At 42.8% G+C, this 16436-nt stretch carries 14 protein-coding genes; 12 read left to right on the top strand and 2 right to left on the bottom strand.

Annotated features, from left to right (window positions below; translation table 11 throughout):
* Window position 1: 1 nt before the first annotated feature.
* Window positions 2–883: an AraC family transcriptional regulator gene (locus MHI38_RS04470; protein WP_341181001.1), complete on the bottom strand. Its 882-nt coding sequence runs from the start codon at window positions 881–883 to the stop codon at window positions 2–4.
* Window positions 884–1020: 137 nt separating this feature from the next.
* Between MHI38_RS04470 and MHI38_RS04465 the strand changes: the two genes are divergently transcribed.
* The 8 genes from MHI38_RS04465 to MHI38_RS04430 all read left to right on the top strand — a co-directional run bounded on the left by MHI38_RS04465 (window position 1021) and on the right by MHI38_RS04430 (window position 11529).
* On the top strand, window positions 1021–3711 hold the full coding sequence (locus tag MHI38_RS04465; protein WP_154890513.1) for a family 78 glycoside hydrolase catalytic domain: 2691 nt from the start codon (window positions 1021–1023) through the stop codon (window positions 3709–3711).
* 126 nt (window positions 3712–3837) lie between these two features.
* Window positions 3838–4926, top strand: coding sequence for an acyltransferase (locus MHI38_RS04460; RefSeq protein WP_154890512.1), 1089 nt, complete (start codon window positions 3838–3840; stop codon window positions 4924–4926).
* Window positions 4927–5132: 206 nt separating this feature from the next.
* Entirely contained in the window at window positions 5133–5693 is a 561-nt protein-coding gene (locus MHI38_RS04455) for an AAA family ATPase (RefSeq protein WP_154957495.1), read from the top strand.
* Window positions 5694–5768: 75 nt separating this feature from the next.
* Complete coding sequence (locus tag MHI38_RS04450; protein WP_154890510.1) at window positions 5769–6074, top strand: hypothetical protein; 306 nt, start codon at window positions 5769–5771, stop codon at window positions 6072–6074.
* Window positions 6075–6230: 156 nt separating this feature from the next.
* The gene (licT, locus tag MHI38_RS04445) at window positions 6231–7070 is read left to right on the top strand and encodes a BglG family transcription antiterminator LicT (RefSeq protein ID WP_090916894.1); all 840 of its coding nucleotides are present in this window, start codon (window positions 6231–6233) and stop codon (window positions 7068–7070) included.
* Window positions 7071–7410: 340 nt separating this feature from the next.
* Complete coding sequence (locus MHI38_RS04440) at window positions 7411–9324, top strand: beta-glucoside-specific PTS transporter subunit IIABC (RefSeq protein ID WP_090916892.1); 1914 nt, start codon at window positions 7411–7413, stop codon at window positions 9322–9324.
* Window positions 9325–9387: 63 nt separating this feature from the next.
* Window positions 9388–10830 (top strand): 6-phospho-beta-glucosidase, encoded by a 1443-nt coding sequence (locus tag MHI38_RS04435; protein ID WP_341181000.1) that lies wholly within the window; start codon window positions 9388–9390, stop codon window positions 10828–10830.
* A gap of 300 nt (window positions 10831–11130) precedes the next feature.
* The gene (locus MHI38_RS04430) at window positions 11131–11529 is read left to right on the top strand and encodes a RidA family protein (protein ID WP_154890508.1); all 399 of its coding nucleotides are present in this window, start codon (window positions 11131–11133) and stop codon (window positions 11527–11529) included.
* Between the two features lie 135 nt (window positions 11530–11664).
* Here MHI38_RS04430 and MHI38_RS04425 read toward each other — a convergent pair whose 3' ends face one another.
* Window positions 11665–12825 (bottom strand): S8 family peptidase, encoded by a 1161-nt coding sequence (locus MHI38_RS04425; RefSeq protein WP_253493789.1) that lies wholly within the window; start codon window positions 12823–12825, stop codon window positions 11665–11667.
* A gap of 198 nt (window positions 12826–13023) precedes the next feature.
* Here MHI38_RS04425 and MHI38_RS04420 point away from each other — a divergent pair, with 198 nt between their 5' ends.
* The 4 genes from MHI38_RS04420 (at window position 13024) to fabD (ending at window position 16332) form a co-directional block, all read left to right on the top strand.
* Entirely contained in the window at window positions 13024–13545 is a 522-nt protein-coding gene (locus MHI38_RS04420) for a GNAT family N-acetyltransferase (RefSeq protein ID WP_341180999.1), read from the top strand.
* A 17-nt stretch (window positions 13546–13562) separates the two neighbouring features.
* The gene (locus MHI38_RS04415) at window positions 13563–14021 is read left to right on the top strand and encodes an SMI1/KNR4 family protein (protein ID WP_341180998.1); all 459 of its coding nucleotides are present in this window, start codon (window positions 13563–13565) and stop codon (window positions 14019–14021) included.
* A gap of 51 nt (window positions 14022–14072) precedes the next feature.
* A complete protein-coding gene (locus tag MHI38_RS04410) occupies window positions 14073–14927 on the top strand; it encodes a Cof-type HAD-IIB family hydrolase (RefSeq protein ID WP_186809721.1) in 855 nt (284 codons plus the stop codon).
* Between the two features lie 199 nt (window positions 14928–15126).
* A complete protein-coding gene (fabD, locus tag MHI38_RS04405) occupies window positions 15127–16332 on the top strand; it encodes an ACP S-malonyltransferase (protein ID WP_154890506.1) in 1206 nt (401 codons plus the stop codon).
* The last annotated feature ends 104 nt before the right edge of the window (window positions 16333–16436 follow it).

The following is a 16436-nucleotide window of genomic DNA, read 5'->3' as shown; positions in this document are numbered from 1 at the left end:
GTCATACTCTGGATTTTTTGCGATAGGCTAGCGGGCTATCACCCGTTATTTTTTTGAAGGCAGCATGAAAGGAATCCATATCCTGATAACCAACTATTTCAGCGATCATACCCACTTTTTGGTCCGATCTCTTTAACAGCTCACAACTTCTTTGAATACGTAGATGTTGTACATAGGATCTAAATGTCTGCCCAGTATAACGGACGAACATTCTTCCAATCTTTTTCTCACTCCACCGCGATAACTGAACCAAATCACTCATAAGGATACGTTCGCCAAGATGTTGCCTGAGGTAATGAAGAATGGCTTCCATGTCATGAAACATAGGGGGATGTGGAGTGGAGTCCATACACTTCTTCTGTTGATCCTGTCTGTAAGTCATGATAATTAATTGGCTAACCAGTGTGTCTAACATCGCAAGTGAACCTGGTCCGGGAACGGAGAATTCACGGTATAACTGATGCATTAATTCTTCCAAACGTCCTGTATGATCTGTGACGGAGATATACTTCTGCCGATTTTGCTCAAGGTCCATCAGATGTTGCATAATGTCCTCATCCCGAAGAATATGTCTCAAAGATTGTATTAATTCGGCGTTAAACAAGCAGTTATAGATGACCAAGGGTGTTTTTGTTGCATCTGTACTCACGGGGCGGAAGACGTGAGGGATTCCGATAGGAATGACAAATAACATGCCCTTGTTGACAGGTACAATATCTTCACCGATGTGGTGAAACCCACTACCTTCGGCAACATAGCTGTATTCAACAAAATCATGGGTGTGAAAGGGCATTATAAAGTTCTCAAAGCAGCGATTAACGAATAACTGTAGTGGACGGTTCAGGAATGCTTCGCTTTTCAATAGTTCTACAGACCTTTTCATACACCGTTTCTCCTTCCCACAGATGGCTGTATAAGGGGGTAAAAGAGTCCGTTTTACCGGATAATTCACACCCTGGAATCGATATAATTATATCGTAACCTACCAAGGGAAGCCATGATGGAGAGGATGATCACAATATGTTAAAGATCAGTGACCTTCGGTGTGAATATCGGTTGAATCCAATTGGTCTGGATGTCAAATCGCCCCGACTGAGCTGGAAGTTGGAATCAGATCGTAGGAATTGTATACAGGCGTCTTATCAGGTTCAGCTATCTCATACACCTGATTTTGCAGTTATCATATGGGATTCACGAGAGCTACAATCAGATCAGTCTGTTCATGTCGAGCTCGAAGGTTTTCAACCGGCTGCTCGAACACGGTATTTTTACCGGGTTCAGGTTTGGGATGCATTTGAAAATTCCTCAGGGTGGTCTGATGCCGCATATTTTGAGATGGGACGCATGGAACTCAGCACCGATTGGACCGGAAAGTGGATTACAGCCAACAGATCTGGTGAACCTGAATCATCCTGTCCACGCATGAGAAGATTCTTTCACATTGTGAAACCTGTTCTACGTGCAACCATTTATGCTACGGCACTTGGAATGTATGAGTTACATTTGAATCATACCCGGGTAGGTGAAGATTATTTTACGCCAGGTTGGACGACTTATAGTAAGCGTTTGCAATATCAGACTTATGAGGTGACTCATCAGCTTAAGACTGGAGAAAATGTGCTTGGAGCCTATCTTGGAGATGGTTGGTACTTAGGGCATCTTGGTTGGAAAATTGAACGAGAGAATTACGGTTCTACATCTGCTTTACTGATGGAGCTTCACATTCGATATGTTGATGGCTCGGAGGAGATCATCGGTTCGAATGAGGAGTGGTCTACTGCACCAAGTGCCATTTGCATGTCAGACATTTATATGGGGGAAACCTATGATGCGCGTATGGAGAGCGACTGGGGGGATCAATCTCAAGGTGCATGGTTACCTGCTCAGGTCCTTTCCTATCCAAAGGACATCATCGTTGCGCAAGAGAATGTACCTGTCATGCAGATAGAGCAACTACAGCCCATAGCTTTACTGACAACACCGCAAGGAGATCGGGTACTCGATATGGGACAGAACATGGTAGGCTGGGTGAGATTCAGTATTGAGGGGGATGCAGGGTGGGCGGTTGAACTGCACCATGCCGAAATATTAGATCACCAGGGGAATTTTTATATCGATAATCTACGTGCTGCCAAACAAAGGATACATTACACTCTCAAAGGAGGAGGGATGGAGACATATGAACCTCATTTTACTTTTCAAGGATTCCGCTATGTGAAATTAATTGGGTTCCCGGAAGAGGTTGTTTTAGATCAGTTTACAGGAGTTGTCCTTCATTCCAGCATGGAACGCACGGGCCACTTCTCTTGCTCCAGCCCGTTGGTTAATCAACTCCATCACAATATTTTATGGGGACAAAAAGGGAACTTTGTTGACGTACCCACGGATTGTCCGCAGCGGGATGAGCGGCTGGGATGGACAGGGGATGCACAGATGTTCATTAGAACCTCCGCTTATCTGATGAATACAGCCCCCTTTTTTACGAAGTGGCTTCGGGATTTGCGAGCAGAGCAAGGGGAAGATGGGGGCGTGCCGTTTTTTGTTCCGGACCTGAGAAATTCGACCTCTGAAGGCTGGGGAGATACAAGTCATTCCTCGTCTGCCTGGGGAGATGCGGCGGTGATCTGTCCATGGGTCATGTACGAAATGTATGGGGACATGCGATTGCTCAAGGAGCAATATGAAAGTATGCAGAGATGGATTGCGTATATTTATGATCAGGGAGAGAATGTCTTCCTCTGGAATACAGGGTTTCATTTCGGGGATTGGCTTGCACTGGATTCCAAGCCAGGCAGTTACGTTGGGGCGACGGACATTCATTATGTCGCAACTGCATTTTATGCATACTCCGTTTCATTGACTCGTAAAGCTGCGGCTGCACTCGGTAAATTGGAAGATGTTAAGGTTTATGATGAGCTGCATCGAAATATTGTCAAGGCATTTCAAGATGAATATGTCACTCCTGCAGGCAGACTAGCGGTTCCGACACAAACAGCGCATGTGCTCGCCTTACAGTTTGATTTGCTGGAGACATCAGCATCTAAACGTGTTGCTGCTCAATTGACTGAACTATTAAAAGAAACACAGAATCATCTTACAACCGGCTTTGTAGGAACACCTTATTTGAATCCGGTATTAAGTGATATGGGCAGGAATGATCTAGCCTATGAATTATTGTTGCAGGAAGATTATCCGTCCTGGCTATACCAGGTGACGCAGGGAGCAACAACCGTGTGGGAGCATTGGGATGGCATGAGAGAGGATGGGAGCCTGTGGAGTGCAGACATGAATTCGTTTAATCATTATGCCTATGGTGCTATAGGAGAATGGTTGTATCGTTATGTGGCAGGGATTCAGCCTGATGAAAAGCAACCCGGATTTAAGAAGGTTCGTATCAAGCCATATCCAGGTCCGGGACTGGAATGGGCAGAAGCTAGTTTTGAGAGTATGTATGGCCAAGTAAAGTCTAGTTGGCGTCGACAGACACATGGGGAAATGGAACTTTGTGTTCAGATTCCTGCCAATACGAGAGCGGAGATACATCTGCCACATGCCGATCGTCGAACGATTAAGGAGAACGGCAGCCTGATTCATCAATCTGCTGATTATGTATTTTTAAACAAATCAGGCACAGATGTAGCTATGACTGTAGGATCTGGGAAATATCGATTCACCTACAGGATGATTACTGAAGAGGGTGAGTGTAGCTAAACCTTGTTAATTGAATATACTACAAATTAAGATTGTAATCTCCTCGCTAGCTGATTAAAATAAGATTTGGAATCTGGATTGACGGAGACTATCTTTCTATTATCAGACACAAGTGAGGTTACAAGTATGAGTCCACCGGTTAATCGCCCCCGACGCATAGAGTATCTGGATCTCTATCGCGCTATTGCGATTATGGCAGTTGTAGCGATCCACGCAACATCAACTGCTGTTGCGCATTATCCCAAAAATACATGGGATCATGATCTGTTTTATTTCTGGAATACATTTCTGCAATTTGCAGTTCCGGCGTTCTTGTTTTTATCTTCACTGGTTCTGTTCTATAACTACAGTGCTAAGTTAAACGAGAAGGACTGGATCATTTCCTTTTATAAGAAGCGAATGTTCTATATATTTGTGCCGTATGTCGTGTGGTCTCTGATCTATTTTGTCATCAAGAAGTTGATTGCAGGAAAGGAACCATTAGCATACAGTGTTCAGTTTGTGAAGCAATTAACCCTTGGGACCGCTCATACACATTTGTACTTTTTTCTGATTATTCTCCAGTTTTATATCGTTTTTCCATGGATATTATATTTAACAAGGAAACCATGGTTTAGAAAATATTTACCTTTGTATTTTATTGCAGCGCAAGGGCTGTTTTACGTATTGAATGTAAAGTTTGACTTCGAACGAACAGGCAGTCTGTTACCCAGTTATTTGATAGTGATCGGGTTTGGAGCATGGATGGGACTGAACTTCGAATGGTTGATGAATAAAATGATGCGCCTGCGTTATGTGCTGCTGGTTGCACTTATAAGCGGAGCAGCGATTTCGATGTACGCCTCTGGCATCATTAAAACAACGTTAATAGAATGGCCGGTTTTGATGTACAGTGTGTTGTTTATTGTACGAAATATATTTACACTTTCTGCTTGTCTCGTGCTCTTGGTTTTGAGTGAGAAAGTGGGTACGAGAGGCCGCAGGAGCGAATATAAAGTGTCACGCTTCACAGACTCTCTGGGCACAGTTGCATTTGGAATCTTTTTAATTCATCCTTTAGTTTTGATGATCTGGAGGCTTGTGCTCACCGACGATTTTGCCCGTCACTTCAGCCTAGGCGTTGTGTTATCATTTATCGCATCATTGTTGCTTTCATGGCTCTGTGCGGTGGGACTACGCCGACTAAAATGGGGATGGGTTCTCATCGGACGGTAATGATACGTTCATTTTTTAATAAAATATGTGGAAAAGTACAAAGAGATTTCAATCCCTTTTAACAAGGAGATTTTGAAATTTCTTTTTTATTTATTACAAGAAAGGTATGATGATAGAATACCCTCAAAAAGAAATGAATGGAAAAATAGATTAAATATATACTGTTTAAGGATTCACATCCGATTACATTTAGGTGGAGGAAACCAATGAAACTAATTATTATCTTTGGACCGCAAGCAGTTGGTAAAATGACCGTTGGACAGGAACTGGAGAAGATCACCGATCTGAAGCTGTTTCATAATCATATGACGATCGATCTTGTATCCCCCTATTTTAGCTATAGCACATCAGAGGGGAAGAGACTTGTAGGATTGTTTCGGGAGGAGATCTTTCGTGCGGTTGCTCAGAGTGAGCTTCCGGGTCTTATTTTTACTTTTGTATGGGCTTTTGACGTGGAGCAAGATCATGCCTATATTCGTCATCTTACCGACATGTTTGTTTCCCAAGGTGCGGAAGTATGTTATGTAGAATTAGAAGCGAACGTTGCAGAACGACTGGAAAGGAACAAAAGCTCCAATCGTTTACTTCATAAACCAACCAAAAGAGACATTGCTTGGTCTGAGGGAGAATTATTGCATTCTATGAGAAAATACCGATTAAATTCCGAACCGGGAGAAGTTAAACATGAGCATTATCTTCGAATAGATAATACAAATCAAAGTGCTGAGCAATCGGCGCAATGGATTCGGCAACACTTTAATTTGTAGTTTAATACAACTGACCAGCTTGTTTAAGAATATGCATACTAAGGTTGAAATACTCTACTAAACAGGAGGATACGAATGTATTTCTTAATGCTTGTATTGGTAGGCATTGTTTTGTGTATTATGTTTCCTTATGGCCCAATCATCGTTGGAGGTATCGTCTTTGCCGTTGTTATTGATCAATACAGGCAGACGATGTATATGCGTCAAGATATAAAGACGATCAAAAATCATCTGAAATTAATGACTAAAGAAGAGTCAGAAGATTACGAGACGGATCAGGCATACAAAGATATAGATCGAATCTCATCCGAGAGAATGGAAGTTATTAATCGTAAGATTGAGGCGGAATTGGAGCGGGACAGCAAACATAAAAAAACGTAATCCCAATCAGAGACTGTTAGCGTTTTCTAGTTGCATAAAACAGTGAAATGTAATACCATGAACGCACATATAGTTCACATTGAAGAGATAAGGGCATGTCCAGTAACCTCAAGGCGCAGGTATGGTTTGCCTTTTTCTGTATATTGGAGTGATGAAGTGAGAATTGAGAAGGTGTTAAACAATAATGCGGTAGTCGCCATCAAAGATGAACAGGAAGTTATTGTTATTGGTAGAGGTATCGCTTTTCAAAAAAAGGCGGGTGATCTGATCTCTGACCAGCATGTTGACAAGATCTTTACTTTACAGAATGAAGATATTCAGGAAAACTTCAAGGCTTTAATTGCCAGCATTCCACTTGAGTATATGAAAGTGTCCGAAGAAATTATTGCGTATGCCAAGCTGAAGCTTGGGAAGAAGTTAAATGAGAGTATCTATCTGCATCTTACGGATCATATTCATTTTGCCATTGAGCGGTACCGCAATAATCTTCCGATTCGGAATGGGTTGTTATGGGAAACCAAGCAGTTGTATAAAGACGAGTATGAAGTTGGTCTCGAAGCGTTAAATATGATTTGTGATCAATTTGGAGTGCTTTTGCCGGAGGATGAGGCCGGATTTATGGCATTGCATTTTGTGAACGCAGCACTTAACGAAGAGATGCCCAATATACGTAGCATGACGCAGGTGATGCAGGAGATTCTGACCGTTATTAAATATCACTTCAAAATAGACTTTGATGAGAATGCGTTGAACTATACTCGTTTTGTTACACACCTGAAGTATTTCGCGCAGCGGATGGTGAAGGGGAAACACTATAAGAGCAACAATGATGATGAATTGTTTCAGATGATTCAGAAAAAATACCCGGATGCATACAAGTGCTCTGTTAAAATCAAAAAATTCATTGAAAATAACTACACCTATCAACTGACTGACGAAGAAATGATGTATTTAACCATTCATATTGAGCGAGTGGTCAATGCAACATCTGAATAATCATGACGATTAACAAATATATTAAAAAAGTGCTTGCAAACATAGTGCGGATGTACTATGATGATGTCAAGAAGTAAGCGCATACATTATCCAAACGGATTGTTACTGTTCAATCAGGCAATGCCGGACCGAAAGGTTTGAGGATGAATCAATGTGCTTGCAGTTTATAATCAAATATCAATGTGTACAGCCTTACAGGGTTGCAACCGTTAAGGGCAAAACCTGAATTGCTGAATAACATGACTGATTTCCGGATCTCCGGTACGTTGTGATTGTTCAGTAGTTCAGGTTTTCTTTGTTTCACAAGCATGGGGAGTCTACTTAGAGAGGAAGAATGACAATGAGCAACTACGATCAATTAGCAAAAGACATTCTGTCACGGGTTGGTGGACCTGAGAACGTAAACAGTGTATTCCATTGCGTAACGAGATTGCGGTTTAAACTGAAAAATGAAAGCGTAGCCAAAACAGAAGAACTGAAAAATATGCCTGGTGTAATTACCGTTATGCAGAGCGGAGGACAATATCAAGTCGTAATCGGCAACGAAGTGCCGGACGTATATAAAGCTGTGGTTAAAGTAGGCAATCTGTCTGCTGAGGGTCAAGTCGATGCGGATGATGCAGACTCCGGTCCAAAAGGCAATTTGTTTAACCGTTTTGTCGATATGATCTCCGGTGTATTTACTCCGGTTCTCGGATTGCTTGCAGCAACAGGGATGATCAAAGGTTTCACGGCGATGTTCGTGTCCCTTGGTTGGATTAACAATACGGAAGGTACGTATGCGTTGTTAAACGCTATTGGAGATTGTTTATTTTACTTCTTCCCGATCTTCCTTGGATACACGGCTATTAAAAAATTCGGTGGAAGCCCGTTCCTGGGTATGGCCATCGGTGCATCGTTAGTCTACCCGACACTTGCGGGAATACGCGCTGGGGAACCAATGTACACTTTGTTTGCAGGCACTTTGTTTGAATCACCGATTCGGATTGAGTTTCTAGGTATTCCGGTCATTCTGATGGATTATGCTTCATCCGTTATCCCGATTATTATCGCCACGTTCTTCGCGGTTAAAATTGAACGTTTCTTCAAAAAAGTTATGCCTAAAGTAGTCAGTAACTTCTTGGTTCCATTTTGTACGTTGCTCGTTATTGTACCCCTTACATTTTTGGTTATTGGCCCGATTGCGACATGGGCAGGTCAACTGTTAGGTGCATTTACATCTTCCATTTACGGACTGAGTCCGTTACTTACAGGTCTTGTAATCGGTGGTTTGTGGCAAGTATTCGTCTTGTTCGGACTCCACTGGGGACTCGTTCCATTGGTATTCGTTAACCTTGCAACGCTTGGTTATGATTCGATTCTGGCACTTTCTTTTGCAGCTTCCTTTGCTCAGATCGGTGCAGTGCTGGCGGTTATGCTGAAAACGAAAAGCCAAAAAGTGAAAACACTCGGTGCACCTGCATTCATTTCCGGTATATTCGGTGTAACTGAGCCAGCGATTTACGGTGTGACACTACCACTCAAAAAACCATTTATCATGAGCTGTATTGCTGGTGGTATTGGTGGAGGTATCCTTGGTTTGTTCGGAGCGAAAGGTTACATCATTGGTGGTCTAGGGATCTTCGGTTATCCGAGCTATGTAAGCCCTACAGAAGGAATGAATTCCGTATTCTTCTGGGTTGTAGCAGCTACAATTATCGCATTCATTCTCGGTTTCATCTTGACTTATGTTGTGGGCTTCAAAGATCCAGTTGAAAAAACAGCCGCTCCGGCACCTGTACTTGATCCTAACCCGAATAACCGTTATGAAATCGTTAGCCCAATGGCTGGTGAAGTGGTTGAACTGAAAGAAATTAACGATGTTACGTTTGCAGGAGAACATATGGGTAAAGGCATTGCCATCCGTCCAACCAGTGGTAGAGTTGTGTCCCCGATAACAGGTGTTGTGCAGACCGTGTATCGTACCAAACACGCAATTGGTCTTGTTACAGATGATGGTGTAGAGATGCTGATTCACATTGGTCAAGATACGGTGCAATTGAAAGGCCAACACTTTACTGCACATGTCAAAGATGGTGACCGTGTCAATGCAGGTGATCTGATCATGGAGTTTGATCTGCAAGCGATTAAAGATGCGGGTTACGAAATCGTGACCCCAGTAATCATCACCAATACTTCCAGTTATCTCGACGTTGTCCCTACTAAAAGCCAGACTGTGAACGAGCAGGATAAACTGCTGACAGTACTGAACTAATACGTGCTTGAACGGATCGAATCGGATCATAAATGCCTATGATGAATAGGAGGAATTATTCAAATGGTTGAAAAAATGAAGGCCTTCCCAGATGATTTTCTCTGGGGAGGAGCAACGGCAGCGAATCAACTGGAAGGTGCTTATCTTGAAGGGGGGAAAGGGTTAACTACGGTTGACCTGATCCCGATTGGAACCAATCGTTTTCCGATTGCGCTGGGTAATCTGGATTCGTTTGAACCCAAAGAAGGAGAATTCTATCCTTCACATGACGCGATTGATTTTTATCATCGGTACAAGGAAGATATTGCTTTATTTGCAGAAATGGGATTCAAGTGCCTCAGGCTTTCGGTAGCCTGGGCACGGATTTTCCCGAACGGTGATGATGCAGAGCCGAATGAAGCGGGGCTTCAGTTTTATGATGATGTCTTTGATGAACTGTTAAAACACAATATTGAACCCGTCGTGACCATATGTCACTTTGATGTACCTGTGAATTTGGTGAAGAACTACGGGGGCTGGAAAAACCGCAAGATGGTCGGCTTTTTCGAAACCTATGCCAAAACACTGTTTACTCGTTACAAAGATAAAGTGAAATACTGGATGACATTTAACGAAATCAACATGCTGCTTCATCTGCCTTATATTGGTGCGGGGATCGTGCTTCAGGAAGGCGAGGACAAAGAGCAAGTGTTGTATCAGGCGGCTCATCATGAGCTGGTTGCAAGTGCACTGGCAGTTAAAGCTTGTCACGAGATTATTCCGAGTGCACAGATTGGATGCATGCTGGCCGCGGGTACGGTGTACCCTTACAGCTCACATCCGGATGATGTGTGGAAAGCGATGGATAAAGACCGGGAATCATTCTTCTTTATTGATGTACAGTCCAAAGGAGAGTACCCGGGTTATACCAAACGTTTCTTCAGAGAGAATAATATCCGTATTGAGATGCAGCCAGAAGATGCCGAAATTTTGAAGCATCATACAGTGGATTACATTGGTTTTAGCTATTATGCAAGCCGTTGTACAAGTGCTGATCCTGAAGTGTTGAAGGACTCCACCGAAGGCAACGTGTTTGGATCGGTGAAGAATCCGTATCTTCAGGCGTCCGAATGGGGCTGGACCATTGATCCCAAAGGGCTTCGTATTACGTGTAACCAGCTTCATGATCGCTACGGCAAACCGTTGTTTATTGTCGAAAATGGACTCGGTGCGACCGATGTGTTGCTGGATAATGACACGGTTGAAGATGACTATCGCATTGAGTATCTGAATAGCCACTTCGCTGAGATGGCCGAAGCGATTCAGGATGGTGTAGAACTGATCGGGTACACCAGTTGGGGTCCCATTGATCTGGTTAGCGCAGGTACGGGTGAGATGAAGAAGCGGTATGGCTACATTTATGTAGACAGAAATAACGATGGAAGCGGAACACTTCGTCGGGTAAGAAAGAAAAGCTTCCATTGGTACAAAGAGGTTATTGCAAGTAATGGCGCAAAATATTTCTAGACCAAGAACAGTCCCGTTCGCACGGGATTGTTTTTGGTTTTGATAAGGAATCAATGGCTTGACGTCCGTTTGACTCGTGTTATGGGTTTTATTATAATTTATAAATGTAGAAAATCTTGTCAACTAAGAAGGAGGAGTGGTCAGTCATGAAGAAAAAATCACTTGCGTTTATATCTTCAGGATATGGATACTCCACTGCGGTATTTTTCTAGAATCCAAAATACGGGACAAGTCTGCCCAAATGGAGATCAAAATAATGAAAAACCGTAGAAAAACCTTAGGAATGATGAGGTAATGAACATGACAAATGAAAAAATTACGAGAAAAAATCCAACCAATATGCCATCCCCTGTAGGGAATTATACGCATATCACAAAAATTCCGAGAAATGCAGAGTTGTTTGTGACATCAGGGCAGGTTGGCGTAGATGTGAATGGTCAATTTCCGAATACGTTGAATGAACAAGTCACCAATACATTTCACAATATCAAAACCGTTATGCAATCCGAAGATTTGCATGCTGAACATATTATAAAAGTGAATGTGTGGGCAACGGAGAAAATAGACTGGGATTACCTGTACAGCGAATGGGAGCAATTATTCGATCATGATTATCCTGCAATGACGATTGGATATATTACAGAGTTAGGTCTGCCTGAGATCAAGATTGAAATCGAAATTTGGGCTGCAAAACTATAAAACCAAATATATTTCTATAAATGCGATGGAGCTCTATCTTGTAGAAGCTCCATCGTTTTATTTGCATATTGACTATGAAATATAAGGCAACAAGGGTCAACCTAATAGGTTAGCGGTAAATGAACACACGCATCTTTATGGGACTTGCACACTTTGATTGGCATTCAGCCGCCCGTACGTCCAATAGATGCCTGAACCCGATACGGGGTCTGAAGCGAAACATAGGGCATCCCGAATTTGGGCGTTCGTTTTGCCTTGGGATGCGAGTAAAGCAGCCACGCCAGCAACTTGCGGAGCGGCCATAGACGTTCCACTAAGGTAAGCGTACGATCCACCAAGGTACGTGGAGAGAATAGTATCACCCGGTGCAGCCATATCCACCCAAGAACCGTAATTGGAGAAATTCGATTTCAGGTCGGATGAGTTGGTGGATGCAACAGCGATGACGTTAGCATACGATGCTGGAACAATCGGAAATGACGTATTGTCATTACCTGCTGCTGCAATAATGACAGCTCCCCGATCCCATGCGTACTGAACCGCAGCCTGAAGGAAAGCATCTCCTGTCGGTCCACCCAGACTCAGATTGATCACTTGAACGCCGTTATTGGCTGCAAAAACAAGCCCATTGCCCACGTTACCAATCGTCCCTTGGCCGTTGTTGTCGAGCACACGAAGCGGTACGATGGAAGCGAGAGGTGCTGTGCCCGCAATCCCAACACCATTATTGGTCATGGAAGCAGCGATACCGGCAACATGGGTGCCATGTCCATTTCCATCCTCAGGGATGTTGTCATAATCGACGTAATCGTAACCGGGCAAGAGCTTGGATGCAAGTTCAGGATGATTCAACTGTACACCCGTATCAATGATGGCAATTTTAATCGAGCTGTTACTCTGAGTGATATCCCATGCAGCAGGTGCATTGATTTTGGTGAGATTATATTGATAAGGGAAGAAGGGATCATTGGGTATGAATGAAGCTTCAACCAGATAGTTGGGATGTGCATGTTCAATGAGATCATGATCCTTGTACTGCTTGAGCATCCTGTGCATTTTTTTGCGAGATTCGATTCGGTACCACCCGAGGTCTTCATAGGTTTCGGCGACTTTGCATTTCGTTTTTCGATGAAGGGTGTGCATCTGATCAGGGGTTGTACCTTCTTTGAACTTGAGTAACAGTTGATGGGGGGCGTGAGGATCAAATGTATTTGCTTCCCTTTGGTCGATATAACGAAGGGTGAGCCAGGTGGAGATCAAAATGAAAACGGCCAAGATGCCTAACCATAACCACATCGGCTTTACCCCTTTCCATATTGGATTCTGACACGCCTTATCCTATGCGGAATCTATGAAAATGCGCGGGCTTGCTTCCAAATTGGTCGTGAGTATAGATAGATTCATAGGTTTGAATATAGTTAATTGATAGGTTTATAAGAATTCGTTAAGATGAAGAGAAGTATTTTATAAAAGAAAATAAGGAATGTGATATGGTTGACAGAACATCAGGTGAAGCCCGAAGTAAGACCTGTTCGATCCTATGAAATTCAGGAAGCGATTGATTTTGCTATGCGTGTGCGTAGTGAAGTATTTCCGATGATGAGTCATAGCGTATTGCCTAAGGATTTTGAGCAGTTCGACGAATATTACATGAACCGGAATGATACTGTTTTTGTGATTGCACGATCGGATGAAGCAGGTATTATCGGTTCGATTGGTATTGTACCTTATGATGGGCGAATTCAGGTTATTGAAGGTCGTTACTCGGCTCATACCGCAGCTGAGATTGTAAAATGTTACGTTGATCCTGCCTACCGAAGGTATGGCATTGGTTCACGATTGGTACAAGAACTGCAACGGATCGTGACTAAAATGCAGTATACAACGTTATATTTGCATACCCATCGTTTTCTGCCAGGAGCCGTGAATTTCTGGGAGCGTCAAGGGTTTACATCTATTACGGAAGAGCAAAATGAATGGCAAATCGTGCATATGGATAAACCCATCAACATTTAGATCGGAGAGATGTAGGAATGTACACAAGTCTGATTGAGAAACTGGCCCACACAAAGGCGTTAAAATGGTTCCCGAACCATCAAGTTCAGGAAAGCTGGATTGTCGAGGTTGAACAGGAGCTGGGTTTTTCATTGCCTCCTTCCTACCGATGGTGGCTTCTCAATTATGGACAAGCGATGTTGAGCGGGACAGGAATTCTAACCATTACTTCATCAGAGCACAGAGAGTACACAGATACGGACATTCTCTATATCTACAGACTTGCAGATGAACAGGCAAAGCAGGAAGGCAAGCTGGAATTGTTTATCCCGGATGAGGATGAATATTACTATTTCGATACAAGAATGGCTGATGCACGCGGAGAATTCAAGGTGATGCGTTTAGATTACTTTAATGGAGAGCCTGAAGTGTATGCGGATTCTTTTGCCGAATTTCTAGTAAAGTTGATTGATCAACGAACACCTCGGAACGCTTAGTACAGTAAAACGTAAGGTTGCAGACAGAGAATACAACTGGGGGAATAACAGATGAGCAACATAAAACCAAAAATCGTATTTATTGATATTGATGGCACGTTGGTAGACGATGACGGTAATATCCCATTGTCTGCTCAAGAGGCTTGTAAACAAGCGCGTAAGAATGGACATCTGCTGTATTTATGCACAGGCCGCTCTAAGGCTGAGATCTATGATTCGATCTGGGATGTAGGCTTTGACGGATTGATTGGAGCAGGCGGTGGATACGTGGAGTATGGTTCTGACGTGTTATATCATAAAAAAGTAACGGCAGAAGATGTTCGTCATATGGTCGATTTCTTCAATGAACACGGCATTGATTTCTATCTTGAATCCAACTCGGCATTGTACGCAAGCAGTAATCTTCAATCCCATTTGGAACGGCGTATCTATGGCGATATCGAGAATGATCCGATTGCCCGGGAGAAAAAGGAAACAAAACCTCATCCGTTTATTGCAGGGTTAACCTACGGTGAAGCCGATTTGTATAAGGATGACGTCAACAAGGTTTGTTTTTTAGAAAGCTCGGAGGTTCCTTTTGAACGAATTAAACAGGAGTTTGAAGGCAAATTTGAAGTAATTCAGTGTACCGTGCCTGTCTTCGGAGAAGGTAGTGGAGAATTGATGATTCCGGGAATTCACAAAGCGATTGCGATTGCTGATCTGTTAGAGCATCTGGGAATGTCGAGAGAAGATACATTGGCCATCGGCGATGGCATGAATGATGCCGAGATGCTGGAGTTCTGTGCTGTAGGGATTGCAATGGGCAATGCGAAGCCTGGGTTGAAAGCCATTGCCGATGATATTACGGGCTCCGTGGAAGAAGATGGACTATATCATAGTTTTGTAAAGCATGGGTTAATTTAAAGCTTGAGAAAAAGAGAATCTTAAGATTCAATCCGTTAAGACAGACATCTCTGTAGTTGGAGGTGTCTGTTTTTATTTATACCCGAGTTTATTGCATATCTCAGCATGAAAGTATAATATGAATTTTGAAAACAAGGAATTTATTGGGTTTAAATGGAGGTTGGATGGAATATGAATTTGAATACATGGAGGACACCAGATGAGTAATATCGCCCTGTTGTTTCCTGGACAAGGTTCTCAGATCATTGGGATGGGAAGAGACTTCTGGAATCATTTTGGTGTAGCCAGGTATTTATTTGAAGAAGCTAGTGACGCTATTTCTTTCGATTTAAAAAAGCTGTGTTTTGAAGGAAACATGAATGAATTGACGTTAACGATGAATGCACAGCCCGCACTGCTAACCGTTAGTGTTATTGCATTTCAGATCTATATGCAGGAAATTGGAGTGAAACCGGCTTATATGGCCGGACACAGCCTGGGAGAATATTCGGCTCTGGTATGCACAGGCGTTATATCTTTTCGAGAAGCTGTTCAACTTGTAAGACGACGAGGCATGATTATGCACAAAGCAGACCCAGATCAGCAAGGTACCATGGCGGCTATTTCCAATATCTCAATCGGTACGCTTCAAAAAATATGCGAAGAAGTGTCTGTAAACGAACGACCTGTGTGCGTTGCCTGTATAAACGCGAACCAGCAGTTTGTTATATCGGGCCATCGCCAATCTGTACAAGAGGTTATAAGAAGAACGACATTCAAAGGAACAAAACATTCATATCTCCAGGTCTCCGGTCCATATCATTCTCCCATGATGAAAAATGCGGCAGACCAATTCAAGATCGAATTAGATCAATATCACTATGGTCATGCAGCATATCCGATCATTTCCAATGTCACAGCGAAGCCCTATCCGTCGGACCAATCCGTTGTAGATTATTTGAATAGACAAATGACTTGGCCAGTAAGATGGTTAGAGTCCATGCAGTACTTAATGGAACAAGGGGTTACGGAGGTCATTGAACTGGGTCCGAAACAAGTGTTAGTGAGTCTTATGAATAAAATAGCGAAGAACATTGTACCTTATTCTTTAGGTCAACCTTCCGATTTAACGATACTCGCGAATTCACAGGCAAGACAAGACAAACTCCTAGCCATACGCAAACATAAGTTGTCTCAACTGATGAGCACAGCACTCACATCGCGGAATTACAGTCAGGACGCAGAAATATACAACAAAACGGTTGAGCCATTATTTCCTGAATTACAACGGATGAAAGAGCGGCTAGACAATCATAGCCATGAACTTAACGAAGCTGAAATACAGGATTCAATTGTGCTGTGTGAGCAGATTTTTGCAGCCAAGCATTCCCCAATGAACGCAAAAGCGATGATAAGTACGATTTAGTTTTCCGGCTCCACCAATTGTTATACACTCCAGGTTGCCTCATCTGAGGCAGCCTATTTGCCGTTAGATTTATACTGAATGTGCTTAAAAATGTATGTGCTTTG

Source organism: Paenibacillus sp. FSL K6-1558, from assembly GCF_038002565.1.
GTDB classification, from domain to species: Bacteria; Bacillota; Bacilli; order Paenibacillales; family Paenibacillaceae; genus Paenibacillus; species Paenibacillus polysaccharolyticus.
The sequence above is the reverse complement of the archived record's forward strand: the minus strand, read 5'-3'. Positions and strand labels throughout refer to the sequence as shown.

Bases quoted from the DNA above. Each gene is read 5' to 3' on its own strand.
- MHI38_RS04435 (WP_341181000.1), top strand. From the start codon at position 9,388: ATGGTTGAAAAAATGAAGGCCTTCCCAGATGATTTTCTCTGGGGAGGA.
- MHI38_RS04465 (WP_154890513.1), top strand. From the start codon at position 1,021: ATGTTAAAGATCAGTGACCTTCGGTGTGAATATCGGTTGAATCCAATT.
- MHI38_RS04460 (WP_154890512.1), top strand. From the start codon at position 3,838: ATGAGTCCACCGGTTAATCGCCCCCGACGCATAGAGTATCTGGATCTC.
- MHI38_RS04450 (WP_154890510.1), top strand. From the start codon at position 5,769: ATGTATTTCTTAATGCTTGTATTGGTAGGCATTGTTTTGTGTATTATG.
- MHI38_RS04455 (WP_154957495.1), top strand. From the start codon at position 5,133: ATGAAACTAATTATTATCTTTGGACCGCAAGCAGTTGGTAAAATGACC.
- MHI38_RS04410 (WP_186809721.1), top strand. From the start codon at position 14,073: ATGAGCAACATAAAACCAAAAATCGTATTTATTGATATTGATGGCACG.
- MHI38_RS04415 (WP_341180998.1), top strand. From the start codon at position 13,563: ATGTACACAAGTCTGATTGAGAAACTGGCCCACACAAAGGCGTTAAAA.
- MHI38_RS04425 (WP_253493789.1), bottom strand. From the start codon at position 12,825: ATGTGGTTATGGTTAGGCATCTTGGCCGTTTTCATTTTGATCTCCACC.
- fabD (WP_154890506.1), top strand. From the start codon at position 15,127: ATGAGTAATATCGCCCTGTTGTTTCCTGGACAAGGTTCTCAGATCATT.
- MHI38_RS04430 (WP_154890508.1), top strand. From the start codon at position 11,131: ATGACAAATGAAAAAATTACGAGAAAAAATCCAACCAATATGCCATCC.
- MHI38_RS04470 (WP_341181001.1), bottom strand. From the start codon at position 883: ATGAAAAGGTCTGTAGAACTATTGAAAAGCGAAGCATTCCTGAACCGT.
- MHI38_RS04440 (WP_090916892.1), top strand. From the start codon at position 7,411: ATGAGCAACTACGATCAATTAGCAAAAGACATTCTGTCACGGGTTGGT.